We start from the raw sequence: 20,461 nt of genomic DNA, 5'->3' as shown, positions 1-20,461 counted from the left end.
TGCCGGCACCGCCGGCGGCCGGCCGCGCCGTACCCGGCGACGAGGGCCCCGGGCTCCCACGAGCGGCCGGCCGCCCTCAAGGCCGCCCACGACCCTCACAACCTCTTCCGCTTCAACCGCAACATCAGGCCGGCCGGCGCCGGCCGGTCAGCGGCAGCCGCGCCGTGGCCGTCCCGTCCCCGCGGAGCTCCAGGCCGGCCCCGGCGGCCGCGAGCAGGCGGCGGGAGGCGGCGTTGGCCGCGTCCGTACGGGCGAGAAGCCGGGTGGCGCCGGCGGCGCGGGCCTCGTCGAGGAGAAGGGCGAACACCGCCGTGCCGACGCCCCGTCCGCGGTGGGAGCGGCCGAGCCACAGCCCTGCCTCGACCTCGCCCGGCTCCGGGGCGGGAGCCAGCCGGGCGGCCCCGGCGACCGCCTCCCGCGGCCGGCCGTCCCGACCCGGTTCCGTGACGAGGACGGCGTACACGGTCTCCGCCGGGTCGGCGCCCAGGGAGCGCGAGCGGTGGAAGCGGACGAACGCCTCGCGCCGGGCGGCCGTCCAGCCGGGACCGCCCTCACCGGCCGGCGGCATCACCTCGCCGGGGTCGGCGTCGGCGGCGGCCGTGGCCGCCAGGGCGTCCAGCAGCGCCTCGTCCAGGCGGCGCAGGGCGACGTGGGCGGAGCTCATGAGATCCATGGGGGCACACTGCCCAAGACGTGCGCCGCTGCCCAACGGCTTTTCACACCCGAAAGCCGCTCCCGTACGGGGGAATCCGGCTGGTCGTGCCGTGCGCCGACGGCCCGCCGGGGCGGCGCGGCCTTAATCAGAAGCCATGGCCCCTCACGAAGACCATCACACCACCGAAACCGCCCCGTCGCTGTCGCGGCGGCGGTTCGCCGCCGGAGCCACGACGGCCGCCGCCGTCGCCGGGCTCGGCGCGGCCGCCCCTGCCGCACCCGCCGCCGCCCCGACCGACAGGCCCCTCCCCGAGGGCTCCCCCGGACCCTCGGGCGACGCCGACCGGCAGGCCTGCCTGGCGGTGGCCCGCGCCATCCTCCTGCTGGACGAGGACGGCGCCGAGCTCGCCCCCCGGTACGAGGGGGTCCTGCGCGGCGGCGGCCTGCCCCGCTCCGGCGCCGCGAAGACCGGCGCGCCCGGCACGCCCGGCACTCCCGGCAAGGAGGTGCTGGTCGTCGGCGCGGGTCCGGCCGGGCTGGTCGCCGCCCTGCTGCTGGGCCGGGCCGGGCACCGCGTCACCGTCGTCGAGGCCAACGGCAACCGGGCCGGCGGCCGGATCAAGACCTTCCGCACCGGCGGCCACGAGGGCGCGGAACAGCCCTTCGCCGACCCGAAGCAGTACGCGGAGGCCGGGGCCATGCGCATCCCCGGCAGCCACCCGCTGGTCATGGGGCTGATCGACGAGCTGGGGCTGAAGCGCCGCCGCTTCCACCTGGTGGACGTGGACGCCGGCGGCAGGCCCGCGTACCGCACCTGGATCGCCGTCAACGGCGTACGGATGCGCCGCGCCGACTACGTGAAGGACCCGCGGGCGGTCAACCGATCCTTCGGCGTACCCGGGAAGTACCTGGACGTCCCCGCCGCAAAGATCCTGGGCCGGGCCCTGGATCCGGTGCGCGACGAGTACAGCACCGCCGGGCCGGACGGGAAGCGCGTGAACAAACCGCTGCCGGAGTGCCTGGAGGGCTGGGCCCGGGTGGTCCGGAGGTTCGGCGGCTGGTCGATGCACCGCTTCCTGACCGAGCACGCCGGATTCGACGAGCGCACGATCGACCTGATCGGCACCCTGGAGAACCTCACCTCCCGCCTGCCCCTGTCCTTCCTGCACAGCTTCATCGGCTGGTCCCTGATCAACCCCGGCACCGTCTTCTGGGAACTGGAGGGCGGCACCGCCACCCTGGTGGACGCGCTGCTGAAGGAGCTCGGAAACCTGAAGATCCCGGTGCGCTTCGACCGCCGCGCCACCCGCGTCGAGTACCGCGGGGACGGACGCGGCGGAAGCGACGGCACCCCGCACATCGGCGCCGACGGCCCGGCGGTGTGGATCGACACCGTCTCCGAGGGCCGCGACGGCGCCGTGGTGCGCGAACAGTTCACCGGCGACTGCGCGGTCCTCACCGTGCCCTTCTCCGGGCTGCGGCACGTCCAGATCGCCCCTCCGCTGTCGTACGGCAAACGGCGGGCGGTCACCGAGCTGCACTACGACAGCGCCACCAAGGTGCTGCTGGAGTTCAGCCGCCGCTGGTGGGAGTTCGACGAGGCCGACTGGCGGCGGGAGCTGGAGCGGGTGCGGCCGGGGCTGTACGACGCCTACCGCCTGGGGAGGGCGCCGGACGACGGCAGCCTGCTGGGCGCGCACCCGTCCGTGCCGCGCGGCCGCATCTCGGCTGCCCAGCGCGTGCACTACACCGCCTGCCGCTGGATCTCCCGGGACCAGCCGGAGGCGGCGGGCGTGTCCGGCGGCGGGTCGGTGTGCGACAACCCCAACCGGTTCATGTTCAATCCCTCGCACCGGGTCGCGGGCAGCGAGGGCGGCGTCCTGCTGGCCTCCTACAGCTGGGCGGACGACGCCAGGCGCTGGGACTGCCTGGACGACGAAGCCCGCTACCCGTACGCCCTGCGCGGTGTGCAGCAGGTCTACGGGCAGCGGGTGGAGGTCCTCTACACCGGGGCCGGGCGCACCCAGAGCTGGCAGCGCGATCCGTACGCGTACGGCGAGGCGGCCGTGCTGCTGCCGGGCCAGCACACCGAGCTGTTCCCGCTGCTGGGCCGCCGCGAGGGGCCGCTGTTCTTCGCGGGCGACCACACCTCGATCAGGACGGCGTGGATCGAGGGCGCCCTGGAGTCGGCGGTGCGGACGGCGCTGGAGGTCCACCGGGCCTGACCTGCCCGGCGCGGCCGGGTGGGGGCGGCCCGTCACCCGCCCTCACCCGGCCGCCCGCACGGCGGGCCGTCAGCCCTCGCCCCTGAGACGGCCCGCGATGCGCACCACGCGCCGCGCCATGTGGTCGAGGGCCGCGTACTCCGCGTCGGTGAGCGGGGCGTCGTTGTCCGGTCCGGTGACGTGGGAGACGCCGTAGGGGTTGCCGTCGGTGAACTTCAGCGGGTCGGTGTAGCCGGGCGGTACGACGAGGCCGCCGAAGTGGATGATGACGTTGTAGAGGGTCAGCAGCGTCGACTCCTGGCCGCCGTGGGCGGTCTGGGAGGCGGTGAAGCCGGCGTACACCTTGTCTGCGAGCAGCCCCTGCTGCCACTGCGGGCCGAGGGTGTCGAGGAACTGCTTGAGCTGGCTGGCGACGTTGCCGTACCGGGTGGGCGTGCCGAACAGCACGGCGTCGGCCCACACGACGTCGTCGGCGGTGGCCTTCGGCTCGTCCTTGGTGTCGTCGAAGTGCTGGCTCCACGCGGCGTTGGAGGCGATGGCCTCCTCCGGGGCGAGCTCGTCGACCTGCCGCAGCCGCACCTCCGCGCCCGCCTGTTTCCCGGCCTCGGTCAGACGCTCGGCCATCTTGTGGATGGTGCCGGTCGCCGAGTAGTAGATCACGGACAGCTTGACATCGCTCATCTGATTCCGACTCCTTGCCCGCGCCGGCGGCCGCTCGGACGCCGGCGCGTTCCGTTCACCGTCTGCCGATCGCCACCCTATGCACCTTTTCACGCCTTTCGCCCGCTTTGCGGTGCCATGGCGGCACGGTGGCGCGGGAGACGTCACGCGGTCCGCGGCCGGCGACGGATTCCACACCGCAAGCCGGTCAGACCCCCTGCGCCCCCGCAGGAAGGCCGGCGCCGGACCGGGGCCGCCGCACGGCCGACTCCGGCGACCGGCGGGATACGGCATCGGGAACAATGTGTCTGCGACGCCCGCCCCGGCAATCCCGGGAACCGGCGTGCGGACAGTCCCACAGCACTCGACCAGCACCGAAGGAGCTCTGGTGGGGGAAACCCAGCGACACAGGGCAGCGAAGCCGCCGTCATCGTCGTCCTGGCCGGCACACGGCCTCAACCTGGTGCGCGGCGCCCTGATAGGCACCGCGGAGACCGTCCCGGGCGTCAGCGGCGGCACCGTGGCCCTCGTGGTCGGCGTGTACGACACGGCCATCGGCTCGGCGAGCCGCCTGGTCACCGGCGTCCGGCTGGCGCTGGCCGACCTCCCCCGGGGGCGGGGACCGTCCCGGGCGGTCCACGAGGTGCGCCAGGTCCAGTGGCGTGTCATCGTCCCGCTGGTGGTCGGCATGTTCGCCGCGCTGGTGCTGATGGCCGGGCTGGTCGAGGGCTGGGTCGAGGAGCAGCCGGTGCACAGCCGGGCCCTGTTCTTCGGCCTGGTGCTGGCCTCGCTGTGGGTACCGTTCTCCCTCGCATCCCGGGCTCCGCTGCCCAACGGCGCCTCCTCCTCCTGGCGGCCGGGCGAGGCAGTCGTCGCCCTGGTGAGCGCGGCGGCCGCCTTCGTGATCGTCAGCCTGCCGCCCGGCGAGGTGGAGGCCACCCCGCTGGTCATCGTGGCCGCGGCGGCGATCGCGATCTCCGCCCTGGTGCTGCCCGGCCTGTCCGGCTCGTTCCTGCTGCTGACCTTCGGGCTGTACGAGCGCACCCTCTCCGCCGTCAACGAACGGGACTTCGGCTACCTGGGCCTGTTCGCGCTCGGCGCCCTCCTGGGCCTGGCCTCGTTCGTCAAGCTGATGCAGTGGCTGCTGGAGAACCGGCAGCGCATCACCCTGGTGATCCTGACCGGTGTGGTGGCGGGCTGCCTGCGGGCGCTGTGGCCCTGGCAGGACGAGGACCGGGCCCTTCTCGCCCCGGACGACCAGCTCGGCGCGGCGATCGGCTTCGCGGCGCTGGGCTTCGTCGTGGTCGCGGGGTTCGCCGTGGCCGAGCACATCACCAAGAACCGGCGCGAGGCGGCGGCTCGCGCGGCCGAGGCCGGCGCCGCGCCCGACGGCGCGGGCGGCCGGCACCGCGCCGGGGCGCAGCCGTACGCGGGCGCGGTGCCGCCGCGGCACGACGCCGAGGGCTGAGACGGGCCAGAGACGCCGCCGGGGGCGGGGAGGACACCGCCGGTGTCCTCCCCGCCCCCGGCGTTTCAGCGGCCGGACACCGGTGGCGCCGCGGTCCGGGCCGACGTGCGGAAGGGGGTGGCCGAGGGTGGCCGGATGGACCGCGAGACCGTCGGTCTGCCCGGGTGCGGGACGCGCCGGATGACACTCCTGCAAGCAGTTGCTTGCAAAAGTTAGCGGAAAGAGGCACGGTGAGGACATGGCTTCACTGCATGTCGGCAATCTCGGCGAGTTCCTGCGGGAGCAGCGGCGCAGCGCGCAGCTGTCCCTGCGGCAGCTCGCGGATGCCGCCGGGGTGTCGAATCCGTACCTCAGCCAGATCGAACGGGGGCTGCGCAAGCCCAGCGCGGAGATCCTCCAGCAGCTCGCCAGAGCACTGCGGATCTCCGCCGAGACCCTCTACGTCCGCGCCGGGATCCTCGACGAGAAGGAGCAGGCGGGGCTGGAGGTGCGCAGCGCGATCCTGGCCGACACGTCGATCAGCGAGCAGCAGAAGCAGGTGCTGCTCCAGATCTACGGGTCGTTCCGCAAGGAGAACGGACACACCGAGGACGCCTCCGGCCCGGAGGCCGAGGACGCCCCCTCCGCCGGCGCGAAGCCCCAGACCCCGTAACCCAGGAGAGACCCTCATGCCCGAGAAGACCGCCGACGAGGCCGCCAACAAGACCGCGGACCTCCGCAAGGCGCTGACCGACCCCACCCCGCTGTACTTCGCGGCGGGCGTGATCGACAAGATCCGCGAGACGGCACCCGAGCGCCTGGCCGCGGTCAAGGACAAGGCCGCCGACCCCAAGGCCGTGCAGGAGCGCCTCGCCCAACAGGCCAAGCAGACCCAGTCGCGGCTGACCACCGTACTGTCCGGCTTCGACTCCGATCTGAGGAAGCTGCGCGAGCAGGCCCAGCACCTGGCGCTCCAGAGCGTCGGGCTCGCCGCCGAGTACGCCGTCAAGGCGCGTGAGGGATACGGCGGGCTGGCCGAGCGCGGCCGCGGCGCGGTGGGGACGTGGCGCGGCGAGAAGGACGGCGGCGGGAACGGAGAGAAGAACGGCGCCGGCGCCGGTCGCGGGCTCCCGGTGAAGGGCACGCGCAAGGTCGGCGAGGCCGTGACCGTCGAGGCGGGCGGCAAGGAGGAGAAGCCGCGCCCCAAGATGGGCGACACCCGCCGGGCCACCCCCGGCAAGACCCCGGCCTCGAAGACCGCGGCCTCCAGGACCGGTGCCGCGAGGAAGTCCGCCGCCGGGGAGACCCCCAGGACGGTCGCGAAGAAGACCGCCGCCAGGAAGACCGCCGCGAAGCAGTCCGCCGCGAAGCGGTCCTCCTCCCAGAAGGCCTCGTCGCCGTCGGACAAGCTGCCCACGGACAAGCCGCAGGAGTGAGCGCCGCCGGGACCGGGCACGCACTTCGTGTCCGGTCCCCCGACCGGTAGCGTGGAGGGCCGACGACCGGCTCATGGACGGGATGGTGGCCAGCGTGCTGTTGGACGGTTTCTACGGGCTGATGTCCTGGGTGTTCCTGGGCCTGCTCATCTTCAGCGTCTTCTGTTTCGTGGACGCCGCGCTGCGCCGTGAGGACGCCTACCGCGCCGCGGACAAGAAGACCAAGGGCTTCTGGCTGATCATCCTGGGGATCACGGTGGCCGTGAACCTCTTCCTCGGGATGCTCTTCCTGACCATCGCCGGGCTGATCGCCAATATCGTCTACATGGTCGACGTGCGGCCCGCGCTCGTCCAGATCGGCGGGGGCGGCGGAGGCGGCCGGGGCGGCTTCCGCCGCGGCAGCAGCAGCGACGGCCCCTACGGCCCGTACAACGGCGGGCGCTGAGCCGCCGGGCGAACGGGGTGCCGACCGGGCCGGGCCGCGTGGCCCGGCCCGCCGCTCGTCCGGGGTCAGCCCCGGTCGAGCAGCATCACCGCCACGTCGTCCGTCAGCTCGTCGCCGTTGAGCTCCCGCACCTCGGCCAGTACGGCGTCCAGCAGCTCCTCGCCGCGCAGCCCGGCGGCCATCCGGTGGCCGACGATCCCGAGCATGCCCTCCTGGCCCAGACGCTGCTCGCCCTGGCCGATCCGGCCCTCGATCAGCCCGTCGGTGTACATCATCAGGCTCCACGAGCCGCCCAGCTCCACCTGGGTGCGGGGCCAGCGCGCCTTCGGCAGGACGCCCAGCGCCGGGCCGCCGCCCTCCTCGTGGTGCGGCAGCAGCCGCGGCCCGCGCCCGCCGCCCGCCACCAGCGGCGCGGGGTGCCCGGCCAGGCAGAGCCCGGCCCGCCGGCCGTCCGGCGCGATGTCGACGGTACACAGTGTGGCGAAGATCTCGTCGCTGGAGCGCTCGTGCTCCAGCACCCGCTGGAGCGTGCTCAGGAGCTGGTCGCCGCAGAGCCCGGCGAAGGTCAGCGCCCGCCAGGCGATCCGCAGCTCCACCCCCAGCGCCGCCTCGTCCGGGCCGTGCCCGCACACGTCGCCGATCATGGCGTGGACGGTCCCGTCCGCGGTGCGCACGGTGTCGTAGAAGTCGCCGCCGAGCAGCGCCCGGGAGCGTCCGGGCCGGTAGCGGGCGGCGAACCGCAGCTCCGAGCCGTCCAGCAGCGGGGTCGGCAGCAGTCCGCGCTCCAGCCGGGCGTTCTCCTGGGCCCGCAGCCGGGACTCGGTGAGCTGGCGCTGGGCCAGGTCCGCCCGCTTGCGCTCGACCGCGTAGCGGACGGCCCGGCTCAGCACCCGGCCGTCCAGCTCGTCGCGGAAGAGGAAGTCCTGCGCCCCGACGCGCACGGCCTCGGCCGCGCGCTCGGCGTCGTCCTCGGCGGTGAGCGCCAGTACCGCGTGCCGGGGCGCGAGCCGCAGCACCCGGCGCAGTATGTCCAGCTCGTCGCCGCTCTCCTCCTGGGCGCCCCCGGCGGCGGCGCCGTCGGACAGGGCCAGGTCGAGCAGGATGCAGTGGACGTCGTCGGTGAGCAGCCGCTCGGCCTCGGTGAGGTTGCGGGCGGTACGGACCCTCACCCGGCCCCCGGAGGCGTCGAGCAGCTCGGGGATGGCCAGGGAGCCCGCCGGGTCGTCCTCGACGACGAGCAGGTTCAGCCCGCCGGGCGGCCCGGAGGGCCCGGGAGAACCGGCCTTCGGGCCGGCGGACTGCCGCGGCAGCGCCACGGTCATCACCTCGTCGCCCATCGATACGGGCATGCCAGAATTCCTCTTCCCTCCCCCGAGGGCACACAGGCGTCAGGGTGGAGACGCCCCGGGCGACCATAGCCGCCCCGGGGCCCTGCACGGAATGCCTTGTGGCATATGCCAAATGGCCGACGGGTAACCAACCGAGGCAGTCTACGCGTCGGGCCGCACCACGCCGAGGATCGGCAGCGACCCCGCGCCCGCGGTGGTGATCTGCCGGCCGGTCCGCGGCGCGTGGACCATCACCCCGTCGCCGACGTACATGCCGACATGGCTGGCGTCACGCTTGTAGACGATCAGGTCGCCCGGTCGCATGTCGGTGATCTCCACCCGCGGCAGCAGTCTCCACTGCTCCTGCGAGGTGCGCAGGATCCGCAGGCCCGCCGCCTCCCAGGCACGCAGTGTCAGCCCCGAGCAGTCGAAGGTGCCCGGGCCCTCGGCGCCCCACTCGTAGTCCTTGCCGATCTGGGCCATGGCGTACCCGATGGCCTTCCTGCCGCGCGCCGACGCCCGCTGGTCGATCTCCTCCAGCACGCCGGACTCCAGCCAGCGCGCCTGCCGGGCCCAGGCAGCCTCGTCCTCCAGCTCCCGCAGCCGCTCCAGCTCGTCGGCCTCCAGCCGCGACTCCAGCTTCTCGGCCTTCGCCAGCTCGGCCTCGATGTCCTTCTTGGCCCCGGCCTTGCGCTTGCGGTCCGCCTCCAGCTTCGCCCACCGGCCGGTGGCCTCGTCCGCGTACTCGTCGAGATCCTCGTTGGCCGTCCGCAGCTTCGCGATCAGCCCCCTGGCCGCCTGGTCACCCTTGTGGAGCAGACCGAGGTCGCGCAGGAAGTCCTCCGGATCGTCACCGAGGACCAGCCGTGCGGAGGGCGGCAGACCGCCGCCGCGGTACTGCGCGCGGGCCATTGCCCCGGCCCTGTCCCTCAGATCGTCCAGCTGCCCCCGGGTCCGCACGATCGCCTGGGCCAGCCGCACGATCTCGCGCCGCTGCTTCCCGGCCCGCTCGTCGGCCGCGTTGTACTCCTCGGTGGCCGATTCGGCCCGGTCGTGGAGCTTCTCGATCTTCTTGCGGAGCTTCTCCAGACGCGCGGCGGAACCATCGCCGGCGTCCTCGTCCGGCCCTCCGGCCGCCCCGGGCTCCCCCGCCTTTCCGGGCTCCGGGGCCGCGGGCGAGGTCTGGACGCCGCCTTTCCCCTCCGCACCCGGGCCGCCCGGTTCCGCGCGGGCCACCCCCGCCGGCGCCACCAGCAGCGCGAACTGCGCGCACACCAGTGCGCAGACGGCCGCCCCCACGGACACGGCGCCCGCCGACGGCCTCCCACGGCGTGCCGTACCGGCGCCGCCCCCCTGCCGCTCCACGCGTCCCCCTTCCACACACGTCACACGGTCCCTACCCGCGCGCAACGAGTCACAGCCGGGGATGGTGCCACGTCGGCCACTTACGCGACAGAGGGCGCGGACCGGCCCACGTCCGCGACGCACCGGCGGCCACGTCAACTGCACCGTCCACCGAGGTTCACCTCTCGTTCACTCTCGGCCGTCGGGCGCTTCACCTGTCCTGCCTAATTTCGGCCTCATGGGGAGCGCGCCCGGTCGCCGGCGGACGCGGACCGCCCCGCATGCTGAACAACGAGACCCGGACACACCTCACCGCTTGCCGTCCCCACCGGCGGGCCCCAGGAAGGAACTGAACGAAGTGAAGCTTCAGCCCACCAACCGGCTCCGCACTCTCGCCGTCGGCGCCGCCGTGGTTTCCAGCGCACTGGTCCTGAGCGCCTGTGGCTCGGACGACAACACCGGGGGCGGCAACGAGGGCGGCAGCACCAAGGCCGCCAGCAACATCAAGTGCGACGGCGAGGGCAACCTCCTCGCGTCCGGCTCCAGCGCCCAGAAGAACGCGATGGACATCTGGGTCAAGAACTACCAGGCGGCCTGCGAGGGCGCCGCGGTCAACTACAAGCCCACCGGCTCCGGCGCGGGCATCCAGGAGTTCCTCCAGGGCAAGACCGGCTTCGCCGGCTCCGACTCGGCCCTGAAGGAGGAGGAGATCGAGCAGTCCAAGGAGGTCTGCGAGGGCGGCCAGGGCATCAACCTGCCGATGGTCGGCGGCCCGGTGGCCGTCGGCTACAACCTGGCCGGCGTGGACGGCCTGGTCCTGGACGCCGAGACCATCGCCAAGATCTTCGACTCGAAGATCACCCAGTGGGACGACGAGGCGATCAAGAAGCTGAACCCGGACGCCAAGCTGCCGTCCACCAAGATCCAGGCCTTCCACCGCTCCGACGAGTCCGGCACCACCGACAACTTCACCGAGTACCTGCACGCCGCCGCGCCCGACGCCTGGAAGTACGAGCCCGCCAAGGCGTGGGCCGGCAAGGGCGGCCAGTCGGCCGACGGCTCCTCCGGTGTGGCCACCAACGTCAAGAACAACGACGGTGCGATCGGCTACTTCGAGCTGTCCTACGCCACGGGCAACAACATCCCGACCGTGAAGCTCGACACGGGCGCCGCCGAGCCCGTCGAGGCCACCGTCGACAACGCCTCCGCGGCCATCGCCGCCGGCAAGGTCGTCGGCGAGGGCAGCGACCTGGCCATGGAGCTGGACTACGCCACCAAGGCCGAGGGCGCCTACCCGATCGTCCTGGTGACCTATGAGATCGTCTGCGACAAGGGCAACAGCAAGGAGTCCCTGGACCTGACCAAGTCCTTCCTGACCTACGCGGCCGGCGAGGACGGCCAGAGCGCGCTGGCCGAGGCCGGCTACGCCCCGATCCCCGACGAGATCATCACCAAGGTCCGCGAGACCGTCTCCTCCCTCTCCTGACGCAGCAGGCGGCCGGTCCCGCACCCCAGCGGGGCCGGCCGCACGGCCGCGTCCGCACACGAAACCGCTCCGCACGCGACCAACCCATCCGGTGCACCGCCGCCAGGGGATGACACCCCTAACCAGACCGGAGAAACCATGGACATAGCACCCACAGCCTCCACCGCCCCGCAGAATCCACCACCGAAAGGCCCCTCCGCCAAGGACTCCGCCACCCGTCCGGGCGACCGGATCTTCCTCGGCCTCTCCAAGGGCTCCGGCATCACGCTGCTGGTGATCATGGCCGCCATCGCGGTCTTCCTCACCTGGCGCACCCTGGTCGCCCTCGCCGAGAACGAGGGCAACTTCCTCACCACCTTCGAGTGGAGCGCCAACGCCGACCCGCCGGTCTTCGGCATCGCGGTCCTGGCCTACGGCACGATCGTCAGCTCGATCATCGCGATGGCCCTGGCGGTCCCCGTGGCCGTCGGCATCGCCCTGTTCATCTCGCACTACGCGCCGCGCCGGATCGCCACCCCGCTGGCGTACGTGGTGGACCTGCTCGCCGCCGTCCCCAGCATCATCTACGGCCTGTGGGGCGCCCTGTTCCTGGTACCGCACCTGACCGGCCTGTACGAGTGGTTCGACCAGTTCTTCGGCTGGACGGGCATCCTCTCCTACGGCGGCGGCGCCCCGCGTTCGCTGTTCACCGTCGGCATCCTGCTGGCGATCATGATCCTGCCGATCGTCACCAACGTCAGCCGCGAGGTCTTCAAGCAGTCCCCGAAGATGCAGGAGGAGGCCGCGCTCGCGCTCGGCGCCACCCGGTGGGAGGTCGTCAGGATGGCCGTCCTGCCCTTCGGCCGCTCCGGCGTGATCAGCGCCTCGATGCTCGGCCTGGGCCGCGCGCTGGGCGAGACGATGGCGGTCGCCACCGTCCTGTCCCCCAACTTCCTGATCAACGTCAGCCTCCTCAACCCCGGCGGCGGCACCTTCGCCCAGAACATCGCCGCGGGTTTCAAGGAGGCCGGCGACACCGGCCGTGACGCCCTGATCGCGTCCGGCCTCGTCCTGTTCGTCATCACCCTTCTGGTGAACGGCGCGGCCCGGCTGATCATCGCCCGCCGCAAGGAGTACTCGGGGGCGAACGCCTGATGAGCAACGCAGTCATGGAGAAGCCCCCGGTCACCGTGCCGCCCTCCGGCGGCACCCTCAAGCAGCCCCGCCTGCCGCGCTGGGCCCCCGTCGGCCTCGCACTGCTCTCCGCAGGCGTCGGTGCCGGGGCCGGCCTGGCGTTCGGCCTGGCCAGCCGCATCCAGTGGGGCCTGATCGCCGCGATCGTCTACGTCACGGCCACCTACGCCCTCACCACGGCCGTCGAGGGCCGCCGCCAGGCGAAGGACAGGCTGGCCACCAGCCTGATCTGGGTCAGCTTCCTGGTCGCCGTCCTCCCGCTGGCCTCCCTGATCTGGGAGACGATCGCACGCGGCACCAAGGTGCTGGACGGGTACTTCCTCACCCACTCGATGAGCGGCGTGATCACCCTCCAGCCCGGCGGCGGCATCTACCACGCGATCATCGGCACCATCGAGCAGGTCGGCATCGCCACCCTGCTCGCGGCGCCGATCGGCCTGCTGACCGCGATCTACCTGGTCGAGTACGGGCGCGGCAAACTCGCCACGGCCGTCACCTTCTTCGTCGACGTCATGACCGGTATCCCCTCGATCGTCGCCGGCCTGTTCGTCCTGTCCTTCTGGATCATCATCCTGGACTTCGGCTACTCCGGTTTCGCCGGCGCCATGGCGCTGGCGATCCTGATGATGCCGATCGTCGTGCGCTCCACCGAGGAGATGCTCAAGCTCGTCCCGAACGAGCTGCGCGAGGCGTCCCTGGCACTGGGCGTGCCCAAGTGGCGCACCATCCTCAAGGTCGTGCTGCCCACCGCGATCGGCGGCATCACCACGGGCGTCATGCTCGCCGTCGCCCGTATCGCCGGTGAGACCGCGCCGATCCTGCTGCTGGTGTTCGGCGCCCAGTCGATCAACAACAACCCCTTCGAGGGCGCCCAGTCCTCCCTGCCGTACTACGTCTACGAGCAGTGGGCCAACGGCAACGAGGCCTCCTACGACCGCGCCTGGGCGGCGGCCCTCGTGCTGATCGCCTTCGTGATGATCCTGAACCTGGTGGCCCGCGGCATAGCCCGCTGGAAGGCCCCGAAGACCGGCCGCTGACCGGCCGCACGAGCAGAAGAGAAGTGATTCCCATGGCCAAGCGCATCGACGTCAGCGGCCTCACCGCGTACTACGGCTCCCACAAGGCGATCGAGGACATCTCGATGTCCGTCGAGCCCCGCTCCGTGACCGCCTTCATCGGCCCGTCCGGCTGCGGCAAGTCCACCTTCCTGCGCACCCTCAACCGCATGCACGAGGTCACCCCCGGCGGGCGCGTCGAGGGCAAGGTGATGCTCGACAACGAGGACCTGTACGCCGGGGGCGTCGACCCGGTCTCCGTCCGCCGCACCATCGGCATGGTCTTCCAGCGGCCGAACCCGTTCCCCACCATGTCGATCTACGACAACGTGGCGGCGGGCCTGCGGCTCAACGGCTCCTACAAGAAGTCGCAGCTCGACGACGTCGTCGAGAAGTCCCTCAAGGGCGCCAACCTCTGGAGCGAGGTCAAGGACCGCCTGAACAAGCCCGGTTCCGGCCTCTCCGGCGGCCAGCAGCAGCGGCTGTGCATCGCCCGCGCCATCGCGGTCGAGCCCCAGGTTCTGTTGATGGACGAGCCTTGCTCCGCGCTCGACCCGATCTCCACCCTCGCCATCGAGGACCTGATCTGCGAGCTGAAGGAGCGCTTCACGATCGTCATCGTGACGCACAACATGCAGCAGGCCGCGCGCGTCTCGGACCGCACCGCGTTCTTCAACCTGGCGGCGGTCGGCCAGCCCGGCAAGCTGATCGAGATCGACGACACCGAGCGCATCTTCTCCAACCCCTCGGTCCAGGCCACCGAGGACTACATCTCGGGCCGCTTCGGCTGATCCGGCCGGCTCCGGCCCGTCCCGGCCGTCTGCGGTGCTGCATGGCGGTGCCACCGCAAGACGAAACGCCCGCCCCCCGGCTCCCGGGGGGCGGGCGTCCCATGTCCCGAGTCAGCGGCCGCCGAACGCGGCACTCGGCCCGCGACCATTCTCACCGCCCAGGCCCCCCCGGAGGCACCCCCGGACCCCCGGCCGAACACCCCCCGCACCACCGCAACACGGGCTCAGCCCGCGACCATCCTCACCGCCCAGTAGCTCACCGCGGCCACCAGCGCGGCGGCCGGCATCGTGATGAACCAGCCGAGCACGATGTTCTTGGCCACCCCCCAGCGCACCGCGCTGACCCGCTTGGTGGCGCCCACACCCATGATCGCGGAGGTGATCACATGGGTGGTGGAGATCGGGGCGTTGAACATGAACGAGGCGGTGTACATCACCGACGCCGCCGTCGTCTCGGCGGCGAAGCCCTGCGGCGGGTCCAGTTCGATGATCCGGCGCCCCAGCGTCCGCATGATCCGCCAGCCTCCGGCGTACGTGCCCAGCGACAGCATCAGCGCGCAGGCGACCTTGACCCAGATCGGGATCTCGCCGTGGTCCTGGACGTCCGCGATCACCAGGGCCATGACCACGATGCCCATCGTCTTCTGCGCGTCCTGCAGGCCGTGGCCGAGCGCCATGCCCGCGGCCGAGACCGTCTGGGCCATGCGGAAGCCGCGTTTGGCCCGCTGCGGATTGGCACTGCGGAACAGCCACATGATGGCCACCATCACCAGGTAGCCGAGCAGCAGGCCGACCAGCGGCGAGACGAACATCGGTATGACGATCTTCGAGAACACCCCGGACCAGTACACCGCGATGCCACCCGCCAGCGCCGCACCCACCATGCCGCCGAACAGCGCGTGCGAGGAGGAGGACGGCAGACCGAAGTACCAGGTGATCATGTTCCAGGTGATCGCCCCGACCAGCGCAGCGAACAGGATCGCCATCCCGCTCTGTCCGTTCGGGGTCTCGATCAGCCCCTCGCTGACGGTCTTGGCGACACCGCTGCCCAGGAAGGCACCCGCCAGGTTCATCACCGCCGCCATCAGCAGCGCGGCCCGGGGGGTGAGCGCGCGGGTGGAGACGGAGGTGGCGATGGCGTTCGCCGAGTCGTGGAAGCCGTTGGTGTAGGTGAAGAAGAGCGCGACCCCGACGGTCAGTACGAGCGCGAAGGTGTCCACGTGGTTCAGGACTCCTTGACGGCGATGGTCTCCACCGTGTTCGCCACGTGCTCGAAGGCGTCGGCCGCCTCCTCCAGGACATCCACGATCTGCTTGAGCTTGAGCACCTCGATCGCGTCGTACTTGCCGTTGAACAGATGGGCCAGCAGCTTGCGGTGGATCTGGTCGGCCTGGTTCTCCAGCCGGTTGACCTCGATCCAGTACTCGGTGAGGTTGGCCATCGTCCGCAGGTTCGGCATCGCCTCGGCGGTCAGCTCGGCCGCCCGGGCCAGGACCTCGATCTGCTGCTCGACGCCCTTGGGCAGTTCCTCGATCTGGTAGAGGACGACGAGGTCGACGGCCTCCTCCATGAAGTCCATGATGTCGTCGAGCGACGACGCGAGCCGGTAGATGTCCTCACGGTCGAACGGCGTGATGAACGAGGAGTTCAGCTGGTGGAAGATCGCGTGGGTGGCGTCGTCACCGGCGTGCTCGGCGGCACGCATGCGCTCCGAGATCTCGGCCCGGGCCGAGGTCTCCGCCCCGAGCAGTTCCATCAGGAGCTTCGAGCCCGTGACGATGTTGTCCGCGGAGGCCGCGAACATGTCGTAGAAGCTCGTCTCCCTGGGGGTCAGACGAAAGCGCACTGGGATTCCTCGAGGTGCATCGTTGTCGGTCTCGATGATGCTAGGCGCATCATCCGGCCACATCGAACCGGCGTCCTTCAGTGTCACCCATCGGACCACACGCTCCGTACCCGGGGATCCACGCTCTCATCACCGCAGAACGGAACATTCGGTACCATATACCCAGTGGGGGTATTGATCCTCACGGCGACCACGGGAGGACCGTATGACGACCACCGACGCCCGTCCAGAGACCGCCCATGGTCCGCACGGCTACGCCAAGGAGAAGGACGCCCACCTCAAACGGCTGCGGCGCATCGAGGGTCAGGTCCGCGGGCTGCAGCGCATGGTCGAGGAGGACGTCTACTGCATCGACATACTCACCCAGGTCTCGGCGTCCACCAAGGCCCTGCAGTCCTTCGCCCTCCAACTGCTGGAGGAGCACCTGCGCCACTGCGTGGCCCAGGCGGCCACCGAGGGCGGCGAGGAGATCGACGCCAAGGTGGAGGAGGCCACGGCCGCCATCGCCCGGCTGCTGCGCACCTGACGCCCGCCCCGTCCCGTTCCACCCCGTCCCGTTCCACCCTGTCCTGCCCGGGTCCGGGACGCCGGCGGCCGGTGGGCGGTGGGCGACCGCCGGTTCACGGTCAGGGCCGCGGCCGACCGCGGCCCTTCCGCTCGTGGTCGCGCCCGACCCGCAGCACCTCGTCGATGCGGGCGGGACTGAGCCGGTCCTCGACCGCGGCCGACGCCGCGATCATCAGCTCCCCGTAGAGCTCGATCTCGTCGAGGGCCACGTGGTCCTCGGTCAGCGGACCGCTGTTCTCGCCGGACACACGCACCACCACCTCCGCCTCCCCTCCGACGCACCCGAACCCCAGAGTAGGAAGAAGCGCGCCCTGCGCGCATGGCACGTCCGGACCATTTCGCGCCGCTGTTCCCGGCTGCGCTCCGGCGCACTCCCTACGGCGCGGCGATCCTCCCTGTGTAGATGTCCTCCGGCTCCGGCAGCTCGACCTCCACCGGCACGCCGAAGCCGTACAGCGACGTGGTGGACACCACCGCGGCCTCCCCCTCCCGGCCCGGGGCGCCCGACGCCCGCGGGAAGGCGAAGCGGTGCCGGACCTTCCGCAGCCGCCCGCGCTCGTCCACGTACGCGTCGAAGGCCACCGTCCTGTTCGAGAGCCCCTTCGCCGCCGCGGCGAGCTGCCCGCGCGAGCTCGGCTCCGCCGCCTCCGCCGCCGCCGCGAGGTCCACGGTGCCCCGGTAGTGCCGCACCGTCTCCCCGTGCAGCCGCTCCTCGCCGTGGAACGACGCCGACCGCACACCGCGCAGCAGTTCGGCGGCGCTGATCGGGTCGGTGGCGCCCCCCGTGACCAGGTTCCCGTCGGGGAGGGTCGCCGTGTCCACGCGCACCCACTTGCCGTCGGGCACACCCGCGCCCCGGTTCCTCATGTACAGCGCGCCCGGCGTGACCAGTTCCACGACCCGGCGGCGCTCGCTCTCGCCGGTGGCCTCACCCGGCAGCACCACCCTCAGCCGTCCCGTCCGCCTTCCGTAGTCGAAGACGCCCGTGCCCCGGATGGTGACCCGGGTGCCGCCGTTGGTCATCTCCACCGCCGTACGCGTCCGGGAGGTGCCCGATCCGGCCAGCGCCTCGGCCGCCTCCCGGACGGCGGCCCGCGCCTCGGCGGCACTCACGTCGGCAGCGGCGGCGGCCCCCCGCCCGGAGCAGCCCGCGGCTGCAAGGACCACCAGTACCGTCCCGGCGCAGACCTCGCCGACCGCCGCGGCCCTGCCCTTCCGCCCCCGCTGCACCACCATCGTCTGACGACCCCCAAGCACGCGTATCGGAACCCGTTCCGAATAACGACGCCCCCGCACCCCCGTCACGGCCGGTACCGTGACCGTGTGCAGCAGGACGACAGCCAGGGGGCTCCGCCCCAGCGGCCGGCGCCACCGCAGGAGCACCTGATCTCGACCGTCGAGAAGGGCCCGTTCTGCAGCGCCGCCTGCAGTTGCGGATGGCGCGGTCCGGCCCGGCGGGCCCGCGGACGCGCCCGTGCGGACGCCGCTGCCCATCAGGAGGCGTGAAGCCCGCCGGGAGATGTGAGGCCCCGTCGGAGAGACGGCCCCGGAGACGGCGAACGGCCGCCGGGGCACATGCCCCGGCGGCCGCGAACCTTCCTCGGGCGCCCGTCTCCCGGACGCCCTCAGGCGACCAGGTCCCGGTCCTGCGGCTGCCGCTCCGCGTCCGGCCCTCCGGTCCGCGCCACCGGCTCCGGCGAGACGCTCACCAGCCGGCCGGCCCGCGGCGAGGCGGCCACCGCGCGCAGCAGCGGCGTCAGCAGCGCCAGCGCCACCGGAGCCAGCAGCAGCACCACGGCCGTGCCCAGCGCCAGGCCGCCGATCACGTCGGTGGGGTAGTGCACCCCCATGTAGATGCGGCAGACCCCGGCGAACACCGCCACCAGGATGCCGGCCAGACCCAGCCGCCGGTTGACCATGAAGATCCCCACGGCCAGCGCCATCGCCAGCGTCGCGTGATCGCTGACGAACGAGAAGTCCCTCTTCCCGTCCACCAGCACCTCCAGCCCGTCATGGGTCAGAAAGGGTCTGGGCCGCTCCACGAACCCCCGGATCGGAACGTTGACCAGCACCGCCACCCCGGCCGCCAGCGGCGCCCAGAGCAGTCCGGCCACCGCCGGGACCGCGTCCGGGCGGCGCCGCGCCGTCCACCAGGCCCACAGACCCAGCATCGCCAGCGCCACGATCGTGCCGTACTCGCCGACGTACTCCATGAGGTGGTCGGCCCAGTCGGGGGCGTCCCTGGCCAATCCGTTGATGTCGTAGAGCAGCTCGACGTCGGGGTTGTCCCATTCGGCCATCGCAATGCTGCCCTTCACTCTTCGCTGCCGACCCCCGTGGTAGCGGAATGCTCGTTCCGGACAAGGAAACGCCCTGCCCCGGCCGCACGTTCCGACCTCCACCGAACGATCACCCGGACGTTATCGGAGGGTGACCCGCACCTGGGGCCCGAGATCCGGGGACCGCGGCCGCACACCGCACCTCCGGGGCGGCGGCCGCCCCGGAGTTCACGACGCCGTGGGCCTCGTCGCCCCGAAGTAGTCGGGGGAGTCGATCGGGTCGAAGCGGATCTCCGCGCCCGTGTACGGCGCGTCGATCATATAGCCACCGCCCACGTAGATCCCCACGTGGTGGATCGACCGCGAATCCTCCAAGTCGTACGCGAAGAAGACCAGATCACCCGGGAGCAACTCATCCCGCCTCGGGTGCGGACCGGCGTTCCACTGATCGTTGGCGACACGCGGCAGCTCGATGCCCACGCTCGCGTACGCCGCCTTCGTCAGACCCGAGCAGTCGAACCGCCCGCCGTCCTCCGGCGTGCCGTCCCCGCCCCACAGATACGGCGTCCCCAGCCTCTTCTGCGCGAAGTCGATCGCCCCGGCCGCCTGCTTCGTCGGCGACAGGCGCCCGGCGGGCGCCGCGAAGCTCCTCTCCAGCTTCCGGATGACCTTCACGTAGTTCTGGGTCTCGCGGTACGGCGGCACCCCGCCGTACTTCGTCACCGCGTACGGGCCCGCGTTGTAGGCGGCCAGCATGTTGTCCGTCGGATCGCCGGGCACCCCCCGGACGTTCCTCGCCAGCGTGCAGTCGTACTTCGCCGCCGACGGGATGGCGTCGGCCGGATCCCACACGTCGCGATCGCCGTCACCGTCGCCGTCGACACCGTGGACCGCCCAGGTGCCCGGGATGAACTGGGCGATCCCCTGCGCCGCGGCGGGGCTGCGCGCCCTCGGGTTCCAGCCGCTCTCCTGGAAGAGCTGGGCGGCCAGCAGCGCCGGGTTGAGCGCCGGGCAGTAGTTGCCCCACTTCTGCACCAGCGGCCGGTACGCCGCCGGCACCGCGTTCTCCGCCAGCGCGACCGCACCGCCCCGTCCGCCGAACAGGTTCGACGCGGCGCTGTACGTGCCCACCACGAGCAGCGCCAGCAAGCACATGACGAGCCCGAAGCCGGCTCCGATCGCCACCCACGCCTTCCGCACCCCTCAACCCTCCCCCATCTGAAAGGAGTTCACTGCCGATTCGGCCGCAACCGTGTCAGAATCCAAGTGAAGCGCAACTTTCGACAACCCTCACCGGGGCGGTGAACACAGCATGTTTCTGGCAGCCGAAAAGGGCGACATCACCACCATCATCGGCGGAATCGCCCCCGACTGGGGCCCGTTCGGATCGCTGGGCAGCGAGGCCCGCGTGATGATCGAGGTCGTCATGGCCGTCGCCATCCTCCTCTGCCTCGGCATCGCCATCTGGGGCGCGGCCAAACAGCGCATCGGAGCCACGGCGCTGCGCGACACCTTCAGTGCGGAGCAGGGCAAGGGCCTGATCGTGGCGGGCCTGACCGGGGTCTTCATCATCGGATCCCTCGGCACGCTCTTCACGATCGTCTACGGCATGGCCGTGTAACCGCGCACCGCCCCCGCCCCCTTCCCGGCCCCCACCCACCGGTGCCCGGCTCCCGGGCGCGCCCGCGTGCCCGGCGGGTGAACCGGACAGGACCGTCCCGTACA

General features: G+C 72.0%; 21 protein-coding genes. 11 read left to right on the top strand and 10 right to left on the bottom strand.

Annotated elements, in window-relative coordinates; translation table 11 throughout:
* Positions 1-124 precede the first annotated feature (124 nt).
* Complete coding sequence (locus ACGRHY_RS14900; RefSeq protein WP_394635824.1) at positions 125-673, bottom strand: GNAT family N-acetyltransferase; 549 nt, start codon at positions 671-673, stop codon at positions 125-127.
* Between the two features lie 136 nt (positions 674-809).
* Between ACGRHY_RS14900 and ACGRHY_RS14895 the strand changes: the two genes are divergently transcribed.
* Positions 810-2,879: a flavin monoamine oxidase family protein gene (locus tag ACGRHY_RS14895; RefSeq protein WP_394635823.1), complete on the top strand. Its 2,070-nt coding sequence runs from the start codon at positions 810-812 to the stop codon at positions 2,877-2,879.
* A 69-nt stretch (positions 2,880-2,948) separates the two neighbouring features.
* Here ACGRHY_RS14895 and wrbA read toward each other — a convergent pair whose 3' ends face one another.
* Complete coding sequence (gene wrbA, locus ACGRHY_RS14890; RefSeq protein ID WP_394635822.1) at positions 2,949-3,560, bottom strand: NAD(P)H:quinone oxidoreductase; 612 nt, start codon at positions 3,558-3,560, stop codon at positions 2,949-2,951.
* A gap of 367 nt (positions 3,561-3,927) precedes the next feature.
* Between wrbA and ACGRHY_RS14885 the strand changes: the two genes are divergently transcribed.
* The 4 genes from ACGRHY_RS14885 (at position 3,928) to ACGRHY_RS14870 (ending at position 6,867) form a co-directional block, all read left to right on the top strand.
* Positions 3,928-5,007 carry a DUF368 domain-containing protein gene (locus ACGRHY_RS14885; protein ID WP_394635821.1) on the top strand — a complete coding sequence of 360 codons (1,080 nt, stop codon included), beginning with the start codon at positions 3,928-3,930 and terminating at the stop codon, positions 5,005-5,007.
* Between the two features lie 238 nt (positions 5,008-5,245).
* Positions 5,246-5,659, top strand: coding sequence for a helix-turn-helix domain-containing protein (locus tag ACGRHY_RS14880; protein ID WP_394635820.1), 414 nt, complete (start codon positions 5,246-5,248; stop codon positions 5,657-5,659).
* 16 nt (positions 5,660-5,675) lie between these two features.
* Complete coding sequence (locus ACGRHY_RS14875) at positions 5,676-6,422, top strand: hypothetical protein (RefSeq protein WP_394635819.1); 747 nt, start codon at positions 5,676-5,678, stop codon at positions 6,420-6,422.
* Between the two features lie 94 nt (positions 6,423-6,516).
* On the top strand, positions 6,517-6,867 hold the full coding sequence (locus ACGRHY_RS14870; RefSeq protein WP_394638057.1) for a DUF2516 family protein: 351 nt from the start codon (positions 6,517-6,519) through the stop codon (positions 6,865-6,867).
* Between the two features lie 65 nt (positions 6,868-6,932).
* Here ACGRHY_RS14870 and ACGRHY_RS14865 read toward each other — a convergent pair whose 3' ends face one another.
* Positions 6,933-8,189: a PP2C family protein-serine/threonine phosphatase gene (locus ACGRHY_RS14865; protein ID WP_394638056.1), complete on the bottom strand. Its 1,257-nt coding sequence runs from the start codon at positions 8,187-8,189 to the stop codon at positions 6,933-6,935.
* Between the two features lie 168 nt (positions 8,190-8,357).
* Entirely contained in the window at positions 8,358-9,560 is a 1,203-nt protein-coding gene (locus tag ACGRHY_RS14860) for a C40 family peptidase (protein ID WP_394635818.1), read from the bottom strand.
* A gap of 337 nt (positions 9,561-9,897) precedes the next feature.
* Here ACGRHY_RS14860 and pstS point away from each other — a divergent pair, with 337 nt between their 5' ends.
* From pstS to pstB, 4 genes are all read left to right on the top strand, one after another.
* A complete protein-coding gene (gene pstS / locus ACGRHY_RS14855; RefSeq protein ID WP_394635817.1) occupies positions 9,898-11,025 on the top strand; it encodes a phosphate ABC transporter substrate-binding protein PstS in 1,128 nt (375 codons plus the stop codon).
* Between the two features lie 138 nt (positions 11,026-11,163).
* Complete coding sequence (gene pstC, locus ACGRHY_RS14850) at positions 11,164-12,159, top strand: phosphate ABC transporter permease subunit PstC (protein ID WP_394635816.1); 996 nt, start codon at positions 11,164-11,166, stop codon at positions 12,157-12,159.
* Positions 12,159-13,235, top strand: a complete 1,077-nt coding sequence (gene pstA, locus ACGRHY_RS14845; RefSeq protein ID WP_394635815.1) for a phosphate ABC transporter permease PstA — start codon at positions 12,159-12,161, stop codon at positions 13,233-13,235. Before pstC ends, pstA begins: the two co-directional genes overlap by 1 nt.
* 32 nt (positions 13,236-13,267) lie before the next feature.
* Positions 13,268-14,044 (top strand): phosphate ABC transporter ATP-binding protein PstB, encoded by a 777-nt coding sequence (gene pstB, locus ACGRHY_RS14840; RefSeq protein WP_394635814.1) that lies wholly within the window; start codon positions 13,268-13,270, stop codon positions 14,042-14,044.
* Between the two features lie 224 nt (positions 14,045-14,268).
* On the opposite strand, the gene ACGRHY_RS14835 is transcribed toward pstB, so the two are convergent.
* Positions 14,269-15,264, bottom strand: a complete 996-nt coding sequence (locus tag ACGRHY_RS14835) for an inorganic phosphate transporter (protein ID WP_394635813.1) — start codon at positions 15,262-15,264, stop codon at positions 14,269-14,271.
* 5 nt (positions 15,265-15,269) lie between these two features.
* A complete protein-coding gene (locus ACGRHY_RS14830) occupies positions 15,270-15,890 on the bottom strand; it encodes a DUF47 domain-containing protein (protein WP_237877824.1) in 621 nt (206 codons plus the stop codon).
* A 205-nt stretch (positions 15,891-16,095) separates the two neighbouring features.
* Here ACGRHY_RS14830 and ACGRHY_RS14825 point away from each other — a divergent pair, with 205 nt between their 5' ends.
* On the top strand, positions 16,096-16,416 hold the full coding sequence (locus ACGRHY_RS14825; protein ID WP_394635812.1) for a metal-sensitive transcriptional regulator: 321 nt from the start codon (positions 16,096-16,098) through the stop codon (positions 16,414-16,416).
* A 100-nt stretch (positions 16,417-16,516) separates the two neighbouring features.
* Here the strand turns inward: ACGRHY_RS14825 and ACGRHY_RS14820 are convergent, their stop codons facing one another.
* The 4 genes from ACGRHY_RS14820 to ACGRHY_RS14805 form a co-directional block, all read right to left on the bottom strand.
* Entirely contained in the window at positions 16,517-16,717 is a 201-nt protein-coding gene (locus ACGRHY_RS14820) for a hypothetical protein (RefSeq protein ID WP_394635811.1), read from the bottom strand.
* 115 nt (positions 16,718-16,832) lie between these two features.
* Positions 16,833-17,693: an SCO4651 family lipoprotein gene (locus ACGRHY_RS14815; RefSeq protein WP_394635810.1), complete on the bottom strand. Its 861-nt coding sequence runs from the start codon at positions 17,691-17,693 to the stop codon at positions 16,833-16,835.
* A 389-nt stretch (positions 17,694-18,082) separates the two neighbouring features.
* The gene (locus ACGRHY_RS14810) at positions 18,083-18,757 is read right to left on the bottom strand and encodes a phosphatase PAP2 family protein (RefSeq protein ID WP_394635809.1); all 675 of its coding nucleotides are present in this window, start codon (positions 18,755-18,757) and stop codon (positions 18,083-18,085) included.
* A 207-nt stretch (positions 18,758-18,964) separates the two neighbouring features.
* Entirely contained in the window at positions 18,965-19,891 is a 927-nt protein-coding gene (locus tag ACGRHY_RS14805) for a C40 family peptidase (RefSeq protein ID WP_394638055.1), read from the bottom strand.
* Between the two features lie 157 nt (positions 19,892-20,048).
* Between ACGRHY_RS14805 and ACGRHY_RS14800 the strand changes: the two genes are divergently transcribed.
* A complete protein-coding gene (locus tag ACGRHY_RS14800) occupies positions 20,049-20,357 on the top strand; it encodes a DUF8827 family protein (RefSeq protein ID WP_394635808.1) in 309 nt (102 codons plus the stop codon).
* The last annotated feature ends 104 nt before the right edge of the window (positions 20,358-20,461 follow it).

The sequence above is a fragment of the Streptomyces shinuiensis genome (genome assembly GCF_043660855.1).
GTDB lineage: Bacteria > Actinomycetota > Actinomycetes > Streptomycetales > Streptomycetaceae > Streptomyces.
Note: the sequence above shows the minus strand (reverse complement) of the source record. Positions and strands in the feature narration are given on the sequence as shown.